This is a genomic window from Streptomyces sp. NPDC085931 (genome assembly GCF_044540565.1).
In the GTDB taxonomy this organism is placed as follows: domain Bacteria; phylum Actinomycetota; class Actinomycetes; order Streptomycetales; family Streptomycetaceae; genus Streptomyces.
The window spans coordinates 243278-264708 of sequence record NZ_JBITSK010000001.1 but is presented as its reverse complement, the minus strand read 5'-3'; the positions used below and the strand labels follow the sequence as shown (position 1 = coordinate 264708).

18 protein-coding genes are annotated in these 21431 nt (G+C 71.7%); 4 read left to right on the top strand and 14 right to left on the bottom strand.

Annotated features, from left to right (window positions below; all coding sequences use genetic code 11):
* Positions 1-36 precede the first annotated feature (36 nt).
* The gene (locus tag ACIGAN_RS01125; RefSeq protein WP_399854351.1) at positions 37-1110 is read right to left on the bottom strand and encodes an ADP-ribosylglycohydrolase family protein; all 1074 of its coding nucleotides are present in this window, start codon (positions 1108-1110) and stop codon (positions 37-39) included.
* A 187-nt stretch (positions 1111-1297) separates the two neighbouring features.
* Between ACIGAN_RS01125 and ACIGAN_RS01120 the strand changes: the two genes are divergently transcribed.
* Positions 1298-2416, top strand: a complete 1119-nt coding sequence (locus tag ACIGAN_RS01120) for a glycerate kinase (protein WP_399854618.1) — start codon at positions 1298-1300, stop codon at positions 2414-2416.
* Positions 2417-2513: 97 nt separating this feature from the next.
* Here the strand turns inward: ACIGAN_RS01120 and pssA are convergent, their stop codons facing one another.
* The 9 genes from pssA to ACIGAN_RS01075 form a co-directional block, all read right to left on the bottom strand.
* Entirely contained in the window at positions 2514-3296 is a 783-nt protein-coding gene (gene pssA / locus ACIGAN_RS01115; protein WP_050810223.1) for a CDP-diacylglycerol--serine O-phosphatidyltransferase, read from the bottom strand.
* Positions 3297-3351: 55 nt separating this feature from the next.
* Positions 3352-4008: a phosphatidylserine decarboxylase gene (locus tag ACIGAN_RS01110; protein WP_365097868.1), complete on the bottom strand. Its 657-nt coding sequence runs from the start codon at positions 4006-4008 to the stop codon at positions 3352-3354.
* A gap of 170 nt (positions 4009-4178) precedes the next feature.
* Positions 4179-5384, bottom strand: coding sequence for an acyl-CoA dehydrogenase family protein (locus tag ACIGAN_RS01105; RefSeq protein ID WP_365739624.1), 1206 nt, complete (start codon positions 5382-5384; stop codon positions 4179-4181).
* Between the two features lie 2 nt (positions 5385-5386).
* Complete coding sequence (locus ACIGAN_RS01100; RefSeq protein ID WP_365739761.1) at positions 5387-5899, bottom strand: MaoC family dehydratase; 513 nt, start codon at positions 5897-5899, stop codon at positions 5387-5389.
* A 5-nt stretch (positions 5900-5904) separates the two neighbouring features.
* Complete coding sequence (locus tag ACIGAN_RS01095; RefSeq protein WP_365097873.1) at positions 5905-6879, bottom strand: HpcH/HpaI aldolase/citrate lyase family protein; 975 nt, start codon at positions 6877-6879, stop codon at positions 5905-5907.
* Positions 6876-8924, bottom strand: a complete 2049-nt coding sequence (locus tag ACIGAN_RS01090) for a protein meaA (RefSeq protein WP_399854350.1) — start codon at positions 8922-8924, stop codon at positions 6876-6878. Before ACIGAN_RS01090 ends, ACIGAN_RS01095 begins: the two co-directional genes overlap by 4 nt.
* 10 nt (positions 8925-8934) lie before the next feature.
* Positions 8935-10272, bottom strand: a complete 1338-nt coding sequence (gene ccrA, locus ACIGAN_RS01085; RefSeq protein ID WP_365097903.1) for a crotonyl-CoA carboxylase/reductase — start codon at positions 10270-10272, stop codon at positions 8935-8937.
* A gap of 407 nt (positions 10273-10679) precedes the next feature.
* Positions 10680-11489 (bottom strand): TetR family transcriptional regulator, encoded by an 810-nt coding sequence (locus ACIGAN_RS01080; protein ID WP_311680911.1) that lies wholly within the window; start codon positions 11487-11489, stop codon positions 10680-10682.
* 136 nt (positions 11490-11625) lie between these two features.
* Positions 11626-13431, bottom strand: coding sequence for a 3-hydroxyacyl-CoA dehydrogenase family protein (locus tag ACIGAN_RS01075; protein WP_399854349.1), 1806 nt, complete (start codon positions 13429-13431; stop codon positions 11626-11628).
* A 418-nt stretch (positions 13432-13849) separates the two neighbouring features.
* On the opposite strand from ACIGAN_RS01075, the gene ACIGAN_RS01070 reads away from it, so the two are divergent.
* Positions 13850-14425 carry an adenylosuccinate lyase gene (locus ACIGAN_RS01070; RefSeq protein ID WP_365739619.1) on the top strand — a complete coding sequence of 192 codons (576 nt, stop codon included), beginning with the start codon at positions 13850-13852 and terminating at the stop codon, positions 14423-14425.
* 1 nt (position 14426) lies between these two features.
* Here ACIGAN_RS01070 and ACIGAN_RS01065 read toward each other — a convergent pair whose 3' ends face one another.
* From ACIGAN_RS01065 to ACIGAN_RS01050, 4 genes are all read right to left on the bottom strand, one after another.
* Complete coding sequence (locus ACIGAN_RS01065) at positions 14427-14924, bottom strand: GNAT family N-acetyltransferase (protein ID WP_365739760.1); 498 nt, start codon at positions 14922-14924, stop codon at positions 14427-14429.
* Between the two features lie 20 nt (positions 14925-14944).
* The gene (locus tag ACIGAN_RS01060) at positions 14945-15340 is read right to left on the bottom strand and encodes a RidA family protein (protein WP_399854348.1); all 396 of its coding nucleotides are present in this window, start codon (positions 15338-15340) and stop codon (positions 14945-14947) included.
* A gap of 61 nt (positions 15341-15401) precedes the next feature.
* Positions 15402-16991 (bottom strand): alpha/beta hydrolase, encoded by a 1590-nt coding sequence (locus ACIGAN_RS01055; protein ID WP_399854347.1) that lies wholly within the window; start codon positions 16989-16991, stop codon positions 15402-15404.
* 137 nt (positions 16992-17128) lie between these two features.
* Complete coding sequence (locus ACIGAN_RS01050; RefSeq protein ID WP_365097881.1) at positions 17129-18172, bottom strand: Rv2578c family radical SAM protein; 1044 nt, start codon at positions 18170-18172, stop codon at positions 17129-17131.
* A gap of 170 nt (positions 18173-18342) precedes the next feature.
* On the opposite strand from ACIGAN_RS01050, the gene ACIGAN_RS01045 reads away from it, so the two are divergent.
* Entirely contained in the window at positions 18343-18786 is a 444-nt protein-coding gene (locus ACIGAN_RS01045) for an SRPBCC family protein (protein WP_351361730.1), read from the top strand.
* Positions 18787-18970: 184 nt separating this feature from the next.
* Positions 18971-21355, top strand: coding sequence for an MFS transporter (locus ACIGAN_RS01040; RefSeq protein WP_365739612.1), 2385 nt, complete (start codon positions 18971-18973; stop codon positions 21353-21355).
* The last annotated feature ends 76 nt before the right edge of the window (positions 21356-21431 follow it).

Below are 21431 nucleotides of genomic sequence, written 5' to 3'. Positions count from 1 at the left end.
GGGTAACCGTCCACCGCCCGGTCCACGCCTGCCGGTTCAGACCTCCGGCTCCGCCAGCCGTACGGTCCGCTGGGCCAGTTCGCTGATCCGTACGCCGTCGAAGCCGAACACCGCGCTGCGGACCATGTCCTGGAGCGGGACCTTCCACTGGTCCGGGATGGCCGCGGCCCCGCCGAACACGCCCGCCACCGAGCCGGCCGTCGCGCCGTTGGAGTCGGTGTCCAGGCCGCCGCGGACGGTCAGCGTGATGGTGCGGGTGAAGTCGCCGTCGCCGTAGAGCAGGCCGGCCGTGAGGACGGCGGCGTTCGGGACGGTGTGGATCCAGCCCATGCCCGCGGTCTCCTCGGAGACCGTGGTGAGCGTGTCCTCCCAGGACATCCGCGTGTCGTGCAGGGAGGCCACCCGGCACACCGTGCGGGCCAGGCGGCAGCTCGCCGGGATCACGGCCAGCGCCTCGTCGAGGGCGTGCCGCACGGTGGGCGCCGTGAACGCCGCCGCGATCAGCGCCGCCGCCCACATCGCGCCGTACACCCCGTTGCCGGTGTGCGAGAGCACCGCGTCCCGCCGGGCCAGCGAGGCGGCCCGGCGCGGCAGGCCCGGGCAGGTCCACCCGTAGACGTCGGCACGGATGAGGGCGCCGATCCACTCCTGGTACGGGTTGTCGTAGGTCGCCGTCAGCGGCGGCTTGAGCCCGTTGGCGAGGTTGCGGTAGGCGGCCCGCTCGGCCGTGAAGGTCTGCAGGTACGGCAGCCTCAGCAGCCACAGGTCGCCGACCTGCTCGGTGCTGAAGCCGAACCCGTGCGTCTCCAGCAGGTGCAGGCCGAGGATCGCGTAGTCGACGTCGTCGTCCCGGCAGCTGCCGTGGATGCGGCCGCGGACGCAACTGCGCCACTCCGGACGCAGCGCGAAGCCGTCGTGCTCGCTGATCGGCTCGGGCAGGTAGTCGGTGAGGGGGAGGGCGGCGGCCTGCCTCAGGTAGCGGTCGATGCGGTCGCGGGTCCACACCTCGCCCTGCTCGACCGGCTTGCCGAGCATGTTGCCCGCGATGGGGCCCTGCCAGCCGCCGAGGACGCGGTCCGCCAGGTCTGTCTCGGTGTGTGCGGGGGTCATGGTTACCGTCTACCCGCTCCGGGGCGCGGTCCGAGGGCTGGGCAGAGGCTGACGGCCGGGGCGTCCTGCGGTTAAGGTCGCAGCGGCGCGACTGGCCCTGACGTGCGTGAGGGCCCGGAGAGCAAGGGGAGTGCAAGTGGCGGACGCTGCAGTGAGCGGCACCCGGGAAGAGCGGCGGACCGAGAGGGTGCTCGTCGCCGCGGACAAGTTCAAGGGGTCGCTGACGGCCGTGGAGGTCGCCGAACGGGTGACGGCCGGGCTGCGCCGGGCCGTGCCGGGCCTTCAGGTCGAGGCGCTGCCCGTGGCCGACGGCGGCGACGGGACCGTGGCCGCGGCGGTGGCGGCCGGGTTCGAGCGCCGGGAGGTACGCGTCGCCGGTCCCCTCGGCGACGAGGTGACGGCGGCGTTCGCGCTGCGCGAGGGCACAGCGGTCGTGGAGATGGCCGAGGCCAGCGGGCTGCAGCGGCTGCCGGACGGGGTGTTCGCTCCGCTGACGGCGTCGACGTACGGCTCGGGTGAGCTGCTCCGGGCCGCCCTGGACGCCGGTGCCCGCACGATCGTCTTCGGGGTCGGCGGCAGCGCCACCACCGACGGCGGCGCCGGGATGCTGTCGGCGCTGGGCGCCCGGTTCCTGGACGCGGACGGGGAGCCGGTGCCCCCGGGCGGCGGCGGCCTCGCCGAGCTGGCCACGGCGGATCTGTCGGGCCTCGACCCGCGCCTCGCCGAGGTCGAACTGGTCCTGGCCAGCGACGTCGACAACCCGCTGACCGGCCCGAAGGGCGCCCCCGCCGTCTACGGGCCGCAGAAGGGCGCCTCTGCGGACGACGTCGAGGCCCTGGACGCGGCCCTCGCGCACTTCGCGCAGGTCCTGGAGGGCCCGCTGGGTGCCCGGGCCGCCGAGTACGCCGCTTCGCCTGGGGCCGGAGCCGCCGGCGGCATCGGCTACGGCGCGCTGCTGCTGGGCGCCCGGTTCCGCCCCGGCATCGAGGTCATGCTCGACGTCCTGGGCTTCGCCCCCGCCCTGGAGCGCGCCGATCTGGTGATCACCGGCGAGGGTTCGCTCGACCAGCAGACCCTGCACGGCAAGGCCCCGGCGGGCGTCGCCGCCGCGGCCCGGGCGGCGGGCAAGGACGTGGTGGCGGTCTGCGGCCGCCTCGCCCTGCCCCCCGAGGTCCTGGGCCGCTCCGGCTTCCGCCGCGCCTACCCCCTGACGGACGCCGAACCGGACGTGGCCAGGTGCATCGCCGAGGCGGGCCCCATCCTGGAACGCGTCGCGGAACGCATCGGCCGGGACTTCCTGACCTGACCTGACCCGGCACACGGGAGCGGTCCCCTCGCACGCGAAACGGGTGTGGCCCGGACCGTCATGGTCCGGGCCACACCCGTCGGCGCAGAGGGAAGCGTCAGGGCAGCTGGGCCGCCCGTGCCTCCCGCCGGTTGTCGCGGAAGTTGTTCACCCGGCGGGCCGTCGCGAACAGGGGGATCACCGCGCCCATGACCAGCTGCAGCGCGCAGCCCGTCTGCAGGAGCAGCTGTCCGCTCGGCGCGTCGAACGCCCACGCCGCCAGCAGGCCCATGCTCAGCACGATCCAGGAGAGCATCGCCACGGCGAGCCGGCCCCGGGGCTTGGGGTATTCCACGCGGGACACCATCAGCCACGCCGTCCCCAGGATCGCCAGCAGCGTCGCCACGAAGGGCAGCTCCAGCAGCACGATGGACACGACGGTCAGCGCGCCGAACGGCGACGGCATGCCCTGGAAGGTGCCGTCCTTGACCGTGACGCACGAGAACCGGGCAAGCCGCAGCACCACCGCCAGCAGGACGACGATCGCGCCGACCGCCGCGACCCGCTGGTGCGCGTCGTCCGCGACCATGCCGTACACCAGCACGAAGTAGGCCGGCGCCAGGCCGAAGCTGATCAGGTCGGAGAGGTTGTCCAGCTCCGCGCCCATCGGCGAGGAGCGCAGCTTGCGCGCCACCAGCCCGTCGAAGAGGTCGAAGACCGCCGCGCAGAGCATCAGGATGACCGCCGTGGCCGCGCTGTGGCGGGCCATGCCGGTCTCCTGGCTGCCCGTGAGGTGCGGGATCAGGATGCCGGTGGTGGTGAAGTACACCGCCATGAAGCCGCAGGTGGCGTTGCCGAGCGTCAGGGTGTCCGCTATCGACAGGCGCAGCGAGAGGGGCATCTCCTCTTCGTCGGCCTCGTCGGCCTCCGGGACCCAGCCGGCCTTGGTGTCGGGATCAATCACGGTCAATGCGAGTCACCCCAGCCACGGTCTTCTGCCCCACCTCGACCGCGACCTCCACGCCCTCGGGCAGGTAGAGGTCGACCCGCGAGCCGAAGCGGATCAGGCCGATCCGCTCGCCCTGCTCGACCTTGGTGCCCTCGGGCACGTAGGGGACGATGCGGCGGGCGACCGCGCCGGCGATCTGGATCATCTCGATGTCACCGAGCTCGGTGTCGAAGTGCCAGACGACCCGCTCGTTGTTCTCGCTCTCCTTGTTGAAGGCGGGAACGAAGCCACCGGGGATGTGCTCGACCGACGTCACCGTGCCGGCCAGCGGGGCGCGGTTCACGTGGACGTTCAGCGGGCTCATGAAGATCGCGACGCGGGTGCGGCCGTCCTTCCACGGCATGATGCTCTGCACCACACCGTCGGCGGGCGAGATGACCCGGCCCCGGGTGATCTCGCGCTCGGGGTCGCGGAAGAACCACAGCATCCCCGCCGCGAGCGCGGTGGCGGGAACGGCGACGGCCTTGGCCGCGCCGGAGCGGCGGGCGCGGGCCAGGCTGAGGGCTGCGGTGGCGACGGTCGGAAGGAGCCACGGCGATGCTCCGCGCGCGAGGCGTACGCCGGCCCGGCTGTCGCGAGGTGCAGAGGTTTGGCTGTGGGGCATGGATGACCTTCGTAGCGGATGATGCCGCACTCTGACGGGGGACGGCGGCTTTCCGGCGATCGTAGCGGCTCGGGGCCGTAACTGGGTAAGCCAGGCAGCCGAGTCGGCGGCCGAAGAGTGCTGACGGGGTGTGATCTTCTTCTCCAAGAAAACACCCCGTATCCGGACATTCAGCCCTGGAATCGATACTCCTCGAGCAGGCGCCTGCCGATGATCATTTTCTGGATCTCGGCGGTGCCTTCACCGATCAGCAGCATCGGCGCCTCACGGTAGAGGCGTTCGATCTCGTACTCCTTGGAGAAGCCGTAGCCGCCGTGGATCCGGAAGGCGTCTTCCACGACCTCCTTGCAGTATTCGGAAGCGAGATACTTCGCCATACCGGCTTCAAGGTCGTTTCGTTCACCGGAGTCCTTTTTGCGTGCTGCGTTCACCATCATCGCATGGGCGGCCTCGACCTTGGTAGCCATCTCCGCCAGCTTGAACTGGATCGCCTGGTGCTGGGCGATCGGCTTCCCGAAGGTGTGACGCTGCTGCGCGTACTGGACGCCCAGTTCGAACGCACGCTGAGCGACGCCGCAGCCACGCGCCGCGACGTTCACGCGGCCCACCTCGACGCCGTCCATCATCTGGTAGAAACCACGGCCGGTGACCCCGCCGAGCACGCGATCCGCAGGAATCCGCAGGCCATCCATGATGAGTTCGGTGGTGTCCACCCCCTTGTAGCCCATCTTCTCGATCTTGCCGGGGATGGTGAGGCCGGGGCGGACCTCGCCGAAGCCGGGCTCCTTCTCGACGAGGAAGGTGGTCATCGACCTGTGCGGCGCGGTGCCCTCGGGGTGACCTTCGTCACTTCGCACCAGAACGGCCACCAGAGACGACGTTCCGCCGTTCGTGAGCCACATCTTCTGGCCGTTCAGGACGTACTCGTCGCCGTCCCTCACCGCCTTCGACGTGATCGCCGACACGTCCGAGCCGAGCCCCGGCTCCGACATCGAGAAGGCGCCCCGGATGTCGCCGGCCGCCATCCTCGGCAGGAAGTGGTCCTTCTGCTCCTGCGTGCCGTGCTGCTTGAGCATGTACGCCACGATGAAGTGGGTGTTGATGATGCCGGAGACCGACATCCAGCCGCGGGCGATCTCCTCGACGCACAGGGCGTAGGTCAGGAGCGACTCGCCGAGCCCGCCGTACTCCTCGGGAATCATCAGGCCGAACAGGCCCAGCTCCTTCAGCCCGTCGACGATCGCCTGCGGGTACTCGTCGCGGTGCTCCAGCTCCGTGGCAACCGGGATGATCTCCTTGTCCACGAAGTCCCGGACGGTGGACAGGATCTCCCGCTGGACATCCGTCAGACCGGCGGTCTGGGCGAGTCGCGCCATGACTACTTCTCCTGCTCTCGCAGCTCCGGGCGGCCGGGCTGCTCGCCGCCGCGCTCCTTGATGTACGTCTCGGTCGGCACCATCACCTTGCGGCGGAACACGCAGACCAGCGTGCCGTCCTGCTTGTAGCCCTTGGTCTCTACGTAGACGATGCCGCGGTCGTCCTTCGACTTCGACGGCCACTTGTCGAGCACCGTCGTCTGGCCGTAGACCGTGTCGCCGTGGAAGGTCGGCGCCACGTGCCTGAGCGACTCGATCTCCAGGTTGGCGATCGCCTTGCCGGAGATGTCGGGCACGGACATGCCGAGCAGCAGGGAGTAGATGTAGTTGCCCACGACGACGTTCCTGCCGAAGTCGGTCGTCTTCTCCGCATAGTTGCTGTCCATGTGGAGCGGGTGGTGGTTCATGGTGAGGAGACAGAACAGGTGGTCGTCGTACTCCGTGACCGTCTTGCCCGGCCAGTGCTTGTACGTCGCCCCGACCTCGAACTCCTCGTAGGTGCGTCCGAACTGCATGGCCGTCACGCCTCCGGGATCTCGAACGTGCTGGTGCGCCGCATGCCGGCGGCGCGTCCCTTGCCGGCGATGACCAGGGCCATCTTGCGGCTGGCCTCGTCGATCATCTCGTCGCCGAGCATCGCCGAGCCCTTCTTGCCGCCCGCCTCGGACGTGTAGTACTCGTACGCGTCCAGGATCAGCTCGGCGTGGTCGTAGTCCTCCTGCGACGGCGAGAAGATCTCGTTGGACGCCTCCACCTGGCCCGGGTGCAGCACCCACTTGCCGTCGAAGCCGAGCGCGGCGGCGCGCCGCGCGACCTCGCGGTAGCCGTCGACGTTGCGGATCTGCAGGTAGGGGCCGTCGATCGCCTGGAGGTCGTTGGCGCGGGCGGCCATCAGGATCTTCATCAGGATGTAGTGGTAGGCGTCCGCCGGGTAGCCGGGCGGCTGCTCACCCACGACCAGCGACTTCATGTTGATGGAGGCCATGAAGTCGGCCGGGCCGAAGATGATGGTCTCCAGGCGCGGGGAGGCCTGCGCGATCGCGTTGACGTTGTTCAGGCCCTGCGCGTTCTCGATCTGCGCCTCGATGCCGATGCGGCCGACCTCGAACCCCATCGTCTTCTCGATCTGCGTCAGCAGCAGGTCGAGCGCCACGATCTGTTGGGCGTCCTGGACCTTCGGCAGCATGATGCAGTCGAGGTTGGGTCCGGCACCCTCGACGACCGTGACGACGTCCCGGTAGGTCCACTCGGTCGTCCAGTCGTTGACCCGGACCACACGCGTCTTGCCCGTCCAGTCGCCCTCGTTGAGGAACTTGACGATGGTGTGCCGCGCCTCGGGTTTGGCGAGCGGCGCGCACGCGTCCTCCAGGTCGAGGAAGACCTGGTCCGCCGGGAGGCCCTGGGCCTTCTCCAGGAAGCGCGGGTTCGAGCCCGGTACCGCCAGGCAGGAACGCCGGGGGCGAAGGCGGTTGACCTGCGGAGCAGGGCTGGTCATGCGGGGACCTCCAGGGGGTCGAGCTTGTTCGCTTTCCGGATCTCGTCGACGATCGCGCCGATGATGCCGGTGATGTCGAAGTCCTTCGGGGTGAAGACCGCGGCCACTCCGGCTGCCCTGAGCTGCTCGGCATCACCGTTCGGGATGATGCCACCGGCGATCACCGGGATGTCTGTGGCACCGGCCACACGGAGCCGTTCGAGGACGTCCGGCACCAGCTGGGCGTGCGAGCCGGACAGGATGGAGAGCCCGACCGCGTGCACGTCCTCCGCGAGGGCCGCGTCCACGATCTGCTCGGGCGTCAGCCGGATGCCCTGGTAGACCACCTCGAAGCCGGCGTCCCGCGCGCGCACCGCGATCTGCTCGGCGCCGTTGGAGTGCCCGTCCAGGCCCGGCTTGCCGACCAGGAAGCGCAGCTTGCCCACGCCCAGGTCCTTCGCCGTCAGGTCCACCTTCCGGCGCACCAGGGCCAGTGCGCTGCCCTCCTCCGCGGGGACGGCCACCGGCGCCGAGGAGACGCCCGTGGGCGCCCGGAACTCCCCGAACACCTCGCGCAGCGCCCCGGCCCACTCGCCGGTCGTCGCGCCGGCCCGGGCGCACTCCAGGGTGGCCTCCATGAGGTTTTCCGTGCCGCGGGCCGCCTCCTTCAGCCGCTCCAGGGCCTTGCAGGGCCGCGGGTGGTTGAAGGGCGGCTGGTAGCGGCTGTCGCGCCAGCGCTGCAGCGCCTCGACGACCCGGGCCTCGACCGCCGGGTCGACCGTCTGGATCGCGGTGTCCAGGTCGGCGGTGAGCGGGTTGGGCTCGGTGCCCTCGAAGATGTTGACGCCGACGATCTTCTCCTGGCCGGACTCGATCCGGCCCCGGCGCTCGGCGTGCGAGGCGACCAGCTGCGACTTGAGGTAGCCGGACTCGACGGCCGCCATCGCGCCGCCCATCTCCTCGATGCGGTCCATCTCGGCGAGCGCCGCCTCGACCAGACCGGTGACCTTCTCCTCGACCACCTTCGAGCCCTCGAAGATGTCGTCGTACTCCAGCAGGTCGCTCTCGTACGCCAGCACCTGCTGGATGCGCAGCGACCACTGCTGGTCCCAGGGGCGGGGCAGGCCGAGCGCCTCGTTCCAGGCGGGCAGTTGCACGGCACGCGCGCGGGCGTCCTTGGAGAGGGTCACGGCCAGCATCTCCAGCACGATCCGCTGGACGTTGTTCTCCGGCTGCGCCTCGGTCAGGCCCAGGGAATTGACCTGGACGCCGTAGCGGAAGCGGCGGTGCTTGGGGTTCTCGATGCCGTACCGCTCGCGGGTGACCTGGTCCCAGATGCGGCCGAAGGCGCGCATCTTGCACATCTCCTCGATGAAGCGGACGCCCGCGTTCACGAAGAACGAGATGCGGCCGACGACATCGCCCATGCGCTCCTGCGGCACCTGGCCGGAGTCGCGCACGGCGTCGAGCACGGCGATCGCGGTGGACATCGCGTACGCGATCTCCTGCACCGGCGTGGCGCCCGCCTCCTGCAGGTGGTAGCTGCAGATGTTGATCGGGTTCCACTTCGGCAGGTGGGAGACCGTGTACGCGATCATGTCCGTCGTCAGGCGGAGGGACGGTCCCGGCGGGAAGACGTGCGTGCCCCGGGACAGGTACTCCTTGACGATGTCGTTCTGGGTCGTGCCCTGGAGCTTGGTGATGTCGGCACCCTGCTCCTCGGCGACGACCTGGTAGAGCGCCAGCAGCCACATGGCCGTGGCGTTGATGGTCATCGAGGTGTTCATCTGCTCCAGGGGGATGTCCTGGAACAGCCGGCGCATGTCACCGACGTGCGCGATCGGCACGCCGACCCGGCCCACCTCGCCGCGGGCGAGGACGTGGTCGGAGTCGTAGCCGGTCTGCGTCGGCAGGTCGAACGCCACCGACAGACCCGTCTGGCCCTTGGCGAGGTTGCGCCGGTACAGCTCGTTGGACGCCTCGGCCGTGGAGTGACCGGCGTAGGTCCGCATGAGCCACGGCCGGTCCTTCTCCCGCCTGCCTTCGGCGGGCTGACGCTCAGTCATGCAGCGCTCCTCAGACGTTCCGGAAGCGGTTGATCGCGTCGATGTGCTGCGCGCGCTTGGCCTCGTCGCGCACGCCCAGGCCCTCCTCGGGGGCCATGCACAGCACGCCGACCTTGCCCTGGTGCAGGTTGCGGTGCACGTCGTAGGCCGCCTGGCCGGTGTCCTCCAGGGAGTACACCTTGGACAGGGTCGGGTGGATCTTGCCCTTCGCGATGAGCCGGTTGGCCTCCCAGGCCTCGCGGTAGTTGGCGAAGTGCGAGCCGATGATCCGCTTCAGCGACATCCACAGGTAGCGGTTGTCGTACTCGTGCATGTAGCCCGAGGTCGAGGCGCAGGTGGTGATGGTGCCGCCCTTGCGGGTGACGAAGACGGACGCGCCGAAGGTCTCGCGGCCGGGGTGCTCGAAGACGATGTCGATGTCCTCGCCACCGGTGAGTTCGCGGATGCGCTTGCCGAAGCGCTTCCACTCCTTGGGGTCCTGGGTGTTCTCGTCCTTCCAGAACCGGTAGCCCTCGGCGTTGCGGTCGATGATCGCCTCGGCGCCCATCGAGCGGCAGATCTCCGCCTTCTGCGGCGAGGAGACGACACAGATGGGGTTGGCGCCGCCGGCCAGCGCGAACTGCGTGGCGTAGCTGCCCAGTCCGCCGCTCGCGCCCCAGATGAGCACGTTGTCGCCCTGCTTCATGGCGGCGCCGTTGCGGGAGACCAGCTGCCGGTAGGCGGTGGAGTTGACCAGCCCGGGGGCGGCGGCCTCCTCCCAGCTGAGGTGGTCCGGCTTGGGCATCAGCTGGTTGGACTTCACCAGCGCGATCTCGGCGAGGCCGCCGAAGTTGGTCTCGAAGCCCCAGATCCGCTGCTCCGGGTCGAGCATCGTGTCGTTGTGGCCGTCGGACGACTCCAGCTCGACGGAGAGGCAGTGCGCGACGACCTCGTCACCGGGACGCCAGGCGTTGACGCCCGGTCCGGTGCGCAGCACGACGCCCGCGAGGTCGGAGCCGATGATGTGGTACGGCAGGTCGTGGCGCTTGGCCAGCTCGCTGGTGCGGCCGTAGCGCTCCAGGAAGCCGAAGGTGGACAGCGGCTCGAAGATCGACGTCCACACCGAGTTGTAGTTGACCGAGGAGGCCATGACGGCCACCAGGGCCTCGCCCGGCCCGAGCTCGGGCAGCGGCACCTCGTCCAGGTGGATCGACTTGCGGGGGTCCTTGTCGCGCGTGGCGAGCCCGGAGAACATCTCCGTCTCGTCCTTGTGCACGGTGATCGCGCGGTACGACTCGGGCAGCGGGAGGGCGGCGAAGTCCTCCGACGTGGAGTCGGGCGACTGGATCGCGGCCAGGATGTCCTTCACGGTCACGGTGTTGCCTCCGGCGGTGAGCGCCCTGAGGGAGGGGCGCCGATGGTTACGTCGGTGCTGCTGAGGGTGCGAGGGGGTGCCGTCGGTTCGGCGGTGGTGCTGTGCGGCGGCGCTGGTGGCGCGGGAGGTTGCCTGTGACGCAGGCGCCCGGGCGGACAGGCGCGGAGCCTGCTGGGACGTCGCCCGGACCCCTTCAACGTATGACACCGCGTGTCACCCCGCAAGGCACTGAGTGCCAGAACTTGCTCTCAGATGAAATCTTTGCGTAACACATGAGCGATGATCGATCGAACGGGCCCGCGGAAGGGCTGCAAAACCGCCCCTGACATGCCAAAACGGCCACCCCGTCGGGGTGGCCGTCATCACAGCCGCGAGCGCCTCAGCGCTCAGCTGCGTACGCCTCAGCGCTCCTTGAGCGCCTGCTCGATCGTCCGCATGACCTCGTCGAGCGGGGCGTCGGTGCGGGCGACCGTGACCAGCACCTCACCCTGCGCCGAGGCGGTCGCCGCGGCCGGCTGCGGCTCCGCCGAGCGCCCGGCGCCGATCCCGGTGCCGAACGTCCGGCGCACGATCGCGAAGGCGTGGTCCAGCTGCGCCTCCACGTCCCCCTGCCCGCCGGCCCTCAGCCAGCGCCGCAGGACGTGGTTGTGGGCGGTGACGACCGCGGAGGCGGCCACCTCCGCCAGCAGCGGATCGTCGTTGGCGTCGTCGGCGTGCGCGCGCTCGTCGAAGTGGCCGAGGAGATAGCGGGTGAACAGGCGCTCGTAGCGGGCCACCGACGCGATCTCCGCCTCGCGCAGGGTGGGCACCTCGCGCGTCAGCTTGTAGCGGGCGACCGAGATCTCCGGCCGGGCCGCGTACATCCGCATGACTTCCTTGATGCCGCGGCACACCGTGTCGAGCGGATGCTCGTGCGCGGGCGCGGCGTTGAGCACCGCCTCGGCGCGGATCAGGGTGTCGTCGTGGTCGGGGAAGATCGCCTCTTCCTTGGAGCGGAAGTGGCGGAAGAAGGTGCGGCGGGCGACCCCGGCCTGGGCCGCGATCTCGTCGACGGTGGTCGCCTCGTACCCCTTGGTCGCGAACAGCTCCATCGCGGCGGCCGCCAGTTCCCGGCGCATCTTGAGCCGCTGGGCGGCGGCACGGGAGCCTGCGGCACTTTCCGGCGCGTCGGTCGTAGCTGGTGTACGTGCGGACTTGGCGGGCTGGGACATGCCCTGAACGTACTGCATGTGCGCAGCTCGGTGCGCATGAGCCGGTTCGCCGCCCCCGCCGGAGGGGGCGGCGAACCGGTCCGGGCCGAGCAGGCCGCCCCACCCGGCACCGGACCGGAACCAGTCGCCGGGACGCTCAGCGCTTGGCATATTCGCGGAAGCCACGGCCGGTCTTGCGGCCGAGGCAGCCCGCGGCCACCAGGTGCTCCAGCAGCGGCGCCGGGGCGAGCCCCGGGTCGCGGAACTCGCGGTGCAGGACCTTCTCGATGGCGAGCGAGACATCGAGCCCGACGACGTCCAGCAGCTCGAAGGGGCCCATCGGGTAGCCGCCGCCCAGCTTCATCGCCGCGTCGATGTCGTCGAGCGAGGCGTAGTGCTCCTGGACCATCTTGATCGCGTTGTTGAGGTACGGGAACAGCAGCGCGTTCACGATGAAACCGGCGCGGTCCCCGCAGTCGACGGCGTGCTTCCTGATCCTGCCGCACACCTCGCGGACCGTGGCGTGGACGTCGTCGGCGGTCAGCACCGTGCGGACGACCTCGACCAGCTTCATCGCCGGGGCCGGGTTGAAGAAGTGCATGCCGATCACGTCCTGCGGACGCGAGGTGGCCCGGGCGCAGGCGACGACCGGCAGGGACGAGGTGGTGGTGGCCAGCACCGCGCCCGGCTTGCAGACCTTGTCCAGCGTGGCGAACAGCTGCCGCTTCACCTCCAGGTCCTCGGCGACCGCCTCGACGGCCAGGTCGACGCCGGCGAAGTCGTCGTAGGTGCCCGTGGCCGTGATGCGGTCCAGGGTCTCGGCGGCGGCCTCGGCGGTCATCCGGCCCTTGTCGACCGAGCGGGCCAGGGACTTGCCGATCCGGGCCTTGGCGGCCTGCGCCTTCTCCTCGCTGCGGGCCGCCAGCACGACCTCGTACCCGGCCTTGGCGAAGACCTCCGCGATACCGGAGGCCATGGTGCCGGAGCCGGCGACGCCGACCGAGGTGACGCTCCGGCCGGGGACCGCCGCGCCGCCCTCCGCCGGGGTCAGCGCGTCCGGCACCACCGTGCCGCTGCCCGGCGCCTCGTACGTGTAGAAGCCGCGCCCTGCCTTGCGGCCCGTCAGGCCCGCCTCGCTGAGCTGCTTGAGGATGGGGGCGGGGGCGTGCAGCCGGTCGCGGGACTCGGCGTACATGGCGTCGAGGACCGTGCGGGCGGTGTCGACGCCGATCAGGTCGAGCAGCGCCAGCGGGCCCATGGGCAGTCCGCAGCCCAGCCGCATCGCGGCGTCGATGTCCTCGCGGGAGGCGTACTTCGCCTCGTACATCGCGGCGGCCTGGTTGAGGTAGCCGAACAGCAGCCCGTCGGCGACGAAGCCGGGCCGGTCGCCGACCGCGACCGGCTCCTTGCCCAGGTCGAGGGCGAGGTCGGTGACCGCCGTGACGGCCGCCGGCGCGGTCAGCACCGAGGAGACCACCTCGACCAGCTTCATGGCCGGGGCCGGGTTGAAGAAGTGCAGGCCCAGCACCCGCTCGGGACGCGCCGAGTCGGCGGCCAGCCGCGTCACGGACAGGGCGTTGGTGCCGGTCGCCAGGATGGCATCGGGCCGCACGATCGCGTCGAGCTCCCGGAAGATCTGCTGCTTGACCTCGTACGACTCCGGCGCGACCTCGATGACCAGGTCGGCGTCCGCGGCGGCCCGCAGGTCGGCGGAGGTGCGGACGCGGCCCAGGATCTCGGCGCGGTCCTGCTCGGTGAGCCGCCCGCGCTCGACGCCGCGGGCCGTGGAGGCCTCCAGGGCGGCGACGCACTTCGCGGCCTGGGCCTCGCTGATGTCGATGCCGACGACCTCGCGGCCGGCCTTGGCGAGGACCTCGGCGATGCCGGTGCCCATCGTGCCGAGGCCGACGACGGCGACGGTCCGCAGCGGGGACAGGGACGGGTCGGACAGGGGAGTGGCCATCGCGGGACTCCAGGATGAGGGTGACGACGGGGAACGCGGCCCGGGCGCCGGGGACGGCCCGGCGAGGGCCGGGATCCCGGGCGCACCGGGTGCGCGGGAGATGCGGGTGTGGGCCGGGCTGCGATGCGCACACGCCCGGTGCCGTCGTCGCGGGCGCGCACACGCCCGGGGCGAACGGCCGTTCCGACCGGCCCTGTCCCGGGGCCGAGCCGTACTGCGGTACCTGAGGCACCGAACCGACTTCCCCCACGTGAAGCGTGGGAGGTACCCCCCGCGGTGGCCGCGTCACCAGACCGCCGCGAGGAAGGCGAGTGGGTAACTCGCTCGTCTGAGCTTAACTGGCGGGTAACGAGCGCGCCAGCCCTCGTCTTTGTGATGTACGTCCCGAGCGGCGGACCGGGGTCCTAACCTCGGTGTCATGGACGAAGAGTTGCGATCACTCACGGAGCGCTTACGGCAGGAGTCGGGGGCGTCGGCCGCGTTCGAGCGGCTCGTGGCGACCGGCGATCTCGATGCCCTGGCGGGGGTGCTGACCGCACCCGGGCAGCCGCTGTGGGCCCGGGAACTGGCCGCGTTCCGGCTCGGTCTGGCGGGGGACCGGCGGGCCTTCGAGGCCCTGGTGCTGCTGCTCAACCACCGTGATCCGCCGCGCTGCGCCTCCGCCGCGTACGCACTCGCCCGCCTCGGGGACCCGCGCACCGCCCGCGCGGCCGCCGCGCTGGCCACCAACGAGCTGCGGGTCGCCTACGCGCTGCACCCGGTCCGTCTCCTGGTCGAGCTGCGCGCCCCGGAGGCCGTGCCCGCGCTGATCACCACGCTCCGGCGCCGACTGCGCCCGCACGATCCGTACCGCCGCGTGGCGCTCGCCTGCGTGGACGGACTGGGCGCGTTGGGGGACGGCCGGGCCGCACCCGTGCTGAACGAGGCGCTGGCGCACCCGGCGCTGGCCGAGGCGGCGGTACGCGCGCTGGGACGGATCCCGAGGCAGAGGTGAGTCAGAGCGCCAGGGCGTAGCGCACCTCCGGCACCGCCACGCCCTCGACCTCGAAGGGCTCCTCGGCGCCGTCCGGCCGCAGACCCGCCCGCTCGTAGAAGCGGCGGGCCCGGACGTTCTCCTTCAGGACCCACAGCAGGAGACGGCCGCGGCCCGCGGCGGCGCAGCGCATGAGGGACTCGGCGAGCAGGGCCCGCCCCGCGCCCCGGCCGAGCCGGTCCGGGTGGACGTAGAGCGCGTACAACTCGGCGTCGCCGGTGAGGACTTCGCCCTCCCGGTACGGACCGTGGCAGGCCCAGCCGACGACCTCGCCGCCCGCGTCCTCGGCGACCAGGTTCACCACCGCTGCGTCGGCCCGCGCCAGTTGCTCCCGGCGCCGCTCGGCGTCCCGCGCGACGCTGAGCCCGTCGAGGTAGGACCGCGGGATCATCCCGCGGTACGCGTGCTGCCAGCCGCGGACCCGGATCTCCGCGACGCGGTCGCAGTCGGCGAGGGTCATCTCCCGGACGCGGGGGTCCGTCACCGCGGTACCACCGCGAAGGCCTCGATCTCCATCAGGCAGTCGGGGCGGACCAGCCCCGCCACCTGCACCGCCGACGCGGCCGGCAGCCGGTCGTCGGGGATGTGCCCGGCGCGCGCGGCGCGGATCGCGGGCATGTGGGCCATGTCCGTGACGAAGTAGGTGAGTTTGACGACGTCGTCGAAGGTCGCCCCGGCCGCGGCCAGGCACCGCCGGAGGTTCTCGAAGACCTGGCGGGCCTGGGCCGCCGGATCGTCCACGCCGACCGGCCGGCCCTCCTCGTCCAGCGGGAGTTGACCGGCGACCGCCACGAGACGGCCCGTGCCCGTCACCACATGGCTGTACTGCGCCGCGGGGGCTCCGTCGGGGGCGGGGATCCTCGTCAGCTCACTCATGGGTCCATAGTGGATCACAGGTCCGACAGCGCCCGCCCCCGGCGGACGGGCCGTGCAGGGCTCAGCCGCGGAAGCCGAGCAGGCCGTGCAGCGTCGAGCCCTTCGAGGAGCCCGGCCCCGCCTTCTTCGCTCCCTCGGCCGCCGCCGGCTCGGGATCCGGCAGCGCCTGGCACACCGCGTCCACGGTGCCGTACCCGCGCGGCACGGTGCCGTCGGCCAGGTAGGCCGCCAAGTGCCCGTCCAGGCAGGCGTTCCCGCTCAGCGTGATGCCGTGGTTGCCGCCGCCCTCCTCGACGACCAGGCTGGAGCGGGCCAGCAGACGGTGGGCCGTGACGGCGCCCTCGTACGGGGTGGCGGCGTCGCCGGTCGCCTGGAACAGCAGCACCGGCGGCAGCGTGCCGTTGGCGACGTTCACCGGCCGCAGCGGCGGGGCCGGCCAGAACGCGCACGGCGCGTTGTACCAGGCGTTGTTCCAGGTCATGAAGGGCGCCTTCGCGTACACCGCCCAGCTGTCCTCGCGCCACCGCCGCCAGGCGCCCGGCCACGCGGCGTCCCGGCACTGCACGGAGGTGTACACGCTGTAGCCGTTGTCCCCCGAGGCGTCGACCGCGCCGAGGTCCTCGTACGCCTCGATGAGCGGCCCGGGGTCGTTGTCGTTGACGTACGCCGCGAACGCCTCGGCGAGGCGCGGCCAGTAGCCGTTGTAGTAGCCGCCCGGGACGAAGGTGTCCTCCAGCTCCGAGGCGCCCACCGTGCCGCCTGCCGGCTTCTTGGCCAGCGCGGAGCGCAGGGCGTACCACGTGGCCTCGACCTGCTCCGGATCGGTGCCCAGGCGGTACGTCGAGTCGTACCGGGCGACCCAGGCCAGGAAGGCGCGGTGGCGGTCGTTGAAGGCCAGGTCCTGGTTGAGGTTGGCCTCGTACCAGACGCCGGTCGGGTCGACCACCGAGTCCAGCACCAGCCGCCGCACCCGCTCGGGGAAGAGCCTGGCGTAGACCGCGCCGAGGTAGGTGCCGTACGAGTAGCCGAAGTAGTTGATCCTCTCGGCGCCCAGGGCCCGGCGGACGGCGTCCATGTCGCGCACGGTGCTGGTGGTGTCGATGTACGGCAGCAGGTCCCCGTACTTCCTGCCGCAGGCGGCGGCGAAGGACCTGGCGCGGGCGAGGCCGGCCCTCTCGATCGCGGGCGTGGTGGGCAGGGAGTTCGGGCGGACCGGGTCGAAGTGGCCCGGCCGGCAGTCCAGCGCGGGCTTGCTCGCGCCCACGCCGCGCGGGTCGAAGCCGATCACGTCGTACTGGGCCGCGACCTGCTTCGGCAGCGCGGAGGCGACGAATCCGGCCAGCGTCAGGCCACTGCCGCCGGGACCGCCTGGGTTGACCAGCAGCGGCCCCTGGTAGGTCCTTGCGGTGTGCGGCACGCGGGACAGGGCGAGGGTGATCTGCCGTCCCCGCGGCCTGCGATGGTCGAGCGGCACCTTCAGGGACGCGCACTGCAGCGTCGGGTAGGCGTCGGTGGCGCACTTCTTCCAGGTGAGCTTCGCGGTGTGCACGGAGGGCGCGGTGCTCGGTGCGCTCGCCTCGGCGGGAACGGCCGCGAAGGTCCCGGCCATGACGGCGGCGGCGCCGCACAGCGCGGCTGCGCGTTTTCTCATGGAGTCCTCCCAGGACGGCGGGATCGAGGCCCGCGAGGGTCGCCGTCCTCGCCGCATCGTCCCGGAAAGCGGTCCCGGAAGAACTCATTCCGTCATCCGCATGACCCGATCGGATCTTCGGATGCGCTCGAATGCTCCTAAAGGAGCGACAGTTGGGTGGGCCCGGTCACGGGCGGTTCCGCCACCGGCTCGGGCGGCCGGATCCGCCGGGGCGCTCCCGCGCGCGAGGGCCCGATGCCGTACTCCTCGGCCAGCTCGTGCACCTGACGGGTGATCCGGCGCTGGTACCACTTCGGCGCGTAGGAACCGTCCGCGTACAGCCGCTCGTAGCGCGGCACCAGGTGCGGGTGGTGCCGCCCCAGCCAGGTCATGAACCACTCGCGGGCGCCGGGCCGCAGGTGCAGCACCAGCGGGGTCACGGACGTCGCGCCCGAGTCGGCTATCGCCCGCACGGTCGCCCGGAGCTGGTCCGGGCGGTCGCTCAGGAACGGGATGACCGGCGCCATCAGCACACCGCAGCCGATGCCGTGCTCGCCGAAGGCCCGCACCACCTCCAGGCGCCGCTCCGGCGCGGGCGTGCCCGGCTCGACGGTGCGCCACAGCTCCTGGCCGGTGAAGCCGACCGAGACGGAGATGCCGACGTCGGTCACCTGGGCCGCCTGCCGGATCAGGTCCAGGTCGCGCAGGATCAGCGTGCCCTTGGTCAGGATCGAGAACGGGTTCGCGCGGTCGCGCAGGGCCGCGATGATGCCCGGCATCAGCCGGTAGCGGCCCTCGGCGCGCTGGTAGCAGTCGACGTTCGTGCCCATGGCGATGTGCTCGCCCCGCCAGCGGGGCGACGCCAGCTGCCGGCGCAGCAGCTCCGGCGCGTTGGTCTTGACCACGATCTGGCTGTCGAAGCCGAGCCCGGTGTCGAGGTCGAGATAGCTGTGCGTCTTGCGGGCGAAGCAGTACACGCACGCGTGCGAGCAGCCCCGGTAGGGGTTCACCGTCCACTGGAACGACATCCGGGAGACCGCGGGCACCCGGTTGATGATCGACCGGGCCCGGATCTCGTGGAACGTGATGCCGGCGAACTCCGGCGTGTCGAAGGTACGGGTCGTCACCGCGTCCGCGCCGAACAGCGCGGCGTCGGCCCGGCCGTGTTCGGCGGAGTCCGCTGTGAGGTTCTCCCAGCGCATGGTGCCTCCTCGGTAGCACTGACCACAGAATAGAACACATGTTCCCTTGATCGTGCGAGGGTGTTTTCCGAACGTGTTCGACCGGGTGGGACACCCCCGATTTGAGGGTCCGGGCGGCAGGGTGGTTGGCTTGCCCCGACCCCCGAGCAACCAGGTCCTGGAGGAGAGCGATGGCGCAGGTCGAGGCCACTACGGAGCGGATCGTCGCGGCGGACGCGGAGACGGTGTTCGACGCCCTCGCCGACTACAGCGGCACGCGCGCGAAGCTGATGCCCGAGCAGTTCAGCGAGTACGAGGTCCGCGAGGGCGGCGACGGTGAGGGCACCCTCGTCCACTGGAAGCTGCAGGCCACCAGCAAGCGCGTGCGCGACTGCCTGCTGGAGGTCACCGAGCCCACCGACGGGGAGCTGGTCGAGAAGGACCGCAACTCCTCCATGGTCACCACCTGGCGCGTCACCCCCGCCGGCGAGGGCAAGGCCCGGGTCGTGGTGACCACCACCTGGACCGGCGCCGGCGGCATCGGCGGCTTCTTCGAGAAGACCTTCGCGCCCAAGGGCCTCGCCCGGATCTACGACGCGCTGCTCGCCCGGCTCGCGGCCGAGGTCGAGAAGTAGCCGTCCCCGGGCCCGAGTCGAGCCGGTCCCGGGCCCAAACCCCCAGTGGGACAGGGGTGTTGTGTCCCTCACCGGTTCGGGTGATCTCCGTACCGCTCCGCTCTGTGCCGTAACTCGTCGCGCTTGCTCATAGTTGTCGCTTTTACGCGGGAATGGTGTGGCAGCGCGACGAGGGGAGCGGTGAGTGGGCGGGATCACTCTGGCGCAGGACGAACCGGCGGTCGCACCTCCCGGCACCCTCGCCCCACCACCGCCCCCGGCCTCCCCGCTGAGCCCTCGCCGGGTGCGGCTGGTCTTCTTCGCGCTCATGCCGGCCCTGCTCCTGGCCGCCCTGGAGCAGATGATCGTCGCCACGGCCCTGCCGAAGATCGTCGGCGAACTGCACGGCCTGGACCGGATGTCCTGGGCGATCACCGCCTATCTGCTCACGGCGACGATCGGCCTGCCGATCTACGGCAAGCTCGGGGACCTGCTCGGCCGCAAGGGCGTCTTCCAGTTCGCCATCGTCGTCTTCGTCGCCGGCTCCGCGCTCGCGGGCCGGGCGCGGACCATGGACCAGCTGATCGCCTTCCGCGCCCTGCAGGGCGCGGGCGCGGGCGGCCTGATGATCGGCGTCCAGGCGATCATCGCCGACATCGCGCCGCCCCGGCAGCGCGCCCGCTACATGGGCCTGATCGGCGCCGCCTTCGGCCTCGCCTCGGTGGCCGGACCCCTGCTCGGCGGCTACTTCACGGACCACCTCACCTGGCGCTGGTGCTTCTACGTCAACGTGCCCTTCGGCCTGCTCACGCTCGCCGTCGTCGCCGTCGCGCTCAAGCTGCCCAAGCCCGCCGTCCGGGCCCGGCTGGACCTCCTCGGCGCGCTGCTGCTCACCACCGCCTCCACCTGCCTGGTCCTGCTGACCAGCTGGGGCGGCACCGAGTACGCCTGGGGCTCGCGGGTGATCCTCGGCCTCGGGGCCGGCGCCGCCGTGTCCACCGTCCTCTTCCTCGTCGCCGAGCACTTCGCCGCCGAACCCCTCATCCCGCTGCGGCTGTTCCGGGACTCCGTCTTCACCGTCACCGGCCTGATCGGCCTGGTGGTGGGGGCCGGACTGTTCGGCGCCGCCGGCTACCTGCCGACGTACCTGCAGATGGTCGACGGGGCCTCCGCGACCGAGTCGGGCCTGCTCATGCTGCCGATGACGGGCGGCATCGTCGGCGCCTCGATCATCGCCGGGCAGCTCATCAGCCACACCGGCCGCTACAAGGCCTACCCGATCCTCGGCGGCGCCCTGTCCGTCACCGGCATGTGGCTGCTGTCCCGCCTGGAGGCCGGCACGCCGCGGCTGCACTACAGCGTCTGGACGGCCGTCCTCGGCGCCGGCATCGGCCTGGTGATGCCGGTGCTGATCCTCGCCGTGCAGAACTCGGTGCGCCCCGCCGACCTCGGCACCGCCACCAGCGCCAACAACTACTTCCGGCAGATCGGCGGCAGCGTCGGAGCCGCCGTCTTCGGCACCCTCCTCGCCGAGCGGCTCGCCCACGCCCTGGCCGACCGCCTGCCCGCGCGCGCCGGCGGCGGCCTGCCCGACCCCGAGTCCCTCACCCCGCAGCTGGTGCACGCCCTGCCCCCGGCCCTGCGCGACGGCTACATCCGGGCCTACGCCGACGCGATGCCGCGCATCTTCCTCTACCTGGTGCCGGTGCTGGTCCTCGGACTGGTCGCCGCCCTCTTCCTCAAGGAGAAACCCCTGGTGTCCCACAACGCCTCCGTCACCGACCCGGACCCGGGGACCACCCCGATCCCCCAGGCGCGCGGCGCGTTCGCCGCCGGGGTCCCCGTCTGCGGCTCGGTGCAGCACCACGACGGCACCGTCGTGCCCCGCGCGGCGCTCACGCTCATCGACGTCACCGGCCGGCAGACCGGGCGCGGCGCGAGCGGCGAGGACGGCCGCTACGCGCTGGCCACGCCGGGCCCGGGCTCGTACGTGCTGATCGCCGCGGCCGGCGGCCACCAGCCGCAGGCGGTCTCCGTGACCGTCGGCGAACGCCCCGTCGAACTCGACATCGTCCTCGGCGGCGCCGGAAACCTGATCGGCACCGTCGTCACCGCCGACGGCACGCCCGTGCGGGACGCCACCGTCACGCTCACCAACGTCCACGGCGAGGTCGTCGCCACCACCCGCAGCGGCCGGGAGGGCGGCTACGTCATCACCGAGCTGGTCGCCGGCGAGTACACCCTCGCCGCCAGCGCCCCCGCCTTCCGCCCGGCCGCGCTCCCCGTCACCGTGCAGGCCGCCCGCGAGACCCGCCGGGACATCGAACTGGCCGGCGGAGCCGTCCTGCGCGGTACCGTCCGGGCCGGGGGCGGCCGGCCCGTGGAGGACGCCCGCGTGACCCTGCTGGACGTGGCGGGCAACGTCGTCGACACCCTCACCACCGGCCCCGACGGCACGTTCCGCTTCGTCGACCTCTCCTCCGGCGAGTACACCGTCATCGCCGCCGGTTACCCGCCCGTCGCCACCGTCCTGCAGGTCGCCGGGGGCGGGCGGACCGAACGGGATCTGCAGCTGGGGCACGAGGACTGACCCCCACCGGCGCGCGGGGTCGCACGCCGGTGCGCACCCCGCGCGAGCAATTCCCGCATTGCCGCACATCGCCCGT

Bases quoted from the DNA above. Each gene is read 5' to 3' on its own strand.
- ACIGAN_RS01100 (WP_365739761.1), bottom strand. From the start codon at position 5,899: ATGCAGTTCGGACGCACCTACGAGGAGTTCGAGGTCGGGGCGACGTAC.
- ACIGAN_RS01125 (WP_399854351.1), bottom strand. From the start codon at position 1,110: ATGACCCCCGCACACACCGAGACAGACCTGGCGGACCGCGTCCTCGGC.
- ACIGAN_RS01095 (WP_365097873.1), bottom strand. From the start codon at position 6,879: ATGACCAGCCCTGCTCCGCAGGTCAACCGCCTTCGCCCCCGGCGTTCC.
- ACIGAN_RS01070 (WP_365739619.1), top strand. From the start codon at position 13,850: ATGGACGAAGAGTTGCGATCACTCACGGAGCGCTTACGGCAGGAGTCG.
- pssA (WP_050810223.1), bottom strand. From the start codon at position 3,296: ATGCCCCTCTCGCTGCGCCTGTCGATAGCGGACACCCTGACGCTCGGC.
- ACIGAN_RS01045 (WP_351361730.1), top strand. From the start codon at position 18,343: ATGGCGCAGGTCGAGGCCACTACGGAGCGGATCGTCGCGGCGGACGCG.
- ACIGAN_RS01090 (WP_399854350.1), bottom strand. From the start codon at position 8,924: ATGACTGAGCGTCAGCCCGCCGAAGGCAGGCGGGAGAAGGACCGGCCG.
- ACIGAN_RS01080 (WP_311680911.1), bottom strand. From the start codon at position 11,489: ATGTCCCAGCCCGCCAAGTCCGCACGTACACCAGCTACGACCGACGCG.
- ACIGAN_RS01060 (WP_399854348.1), bottom strand. From the start codon at position 15,340: ATGAGTGAGCTGACGAGGATCCCCGCCCCCGACGGAGCCCCCGCGGCG.
- ACIGAN_RS01075 (WP_399854349.1), bottom strand. From the start codon at position 13,431: ATGGCCACTCCCCTGTCCGACCCGTCCCTGTCCCCGCTGCGGACCGTC.
- ACIGAN_RS01065 (WP_365739760.1), bottom strand. From the start codon at position 14,924: ATGACCCTCGCCGACTGCGACCGCGTCGCGGAGATCCGGGTCCGCGGC.
- ACIGAN_RS01055 (WP_399854347.1), bottom strand. From the start codon at position 16,991: ATGAGAAAACGCGCAGCCGCGCTGTGCGGCGCCGCCGCCGTCATGGCC.
- ACIGAN_RS01110 (WP_365097868.1), bottom strand. From the start codon at position 4,008: ATGCCCCACAGCCAAACCTCTGCACCTCGCGACAGCCGGGCCGGCGTA.
- ACIGAN_RS01050 (WP_365097881.1), bottom strand. From the start codon at position 18,172: ATGCGCTGGGAGAACCTCACAGCGGACTCCGCCGAACACGGCCGGGCC.
- ACIGAN_RS01105 (WP_365739624.1), bottom strand. From the start codon at position 5,384: ATGGCGCGACTCGCCCAGACCGCCGGTCTGACGGATGTCCAGCGGGAG.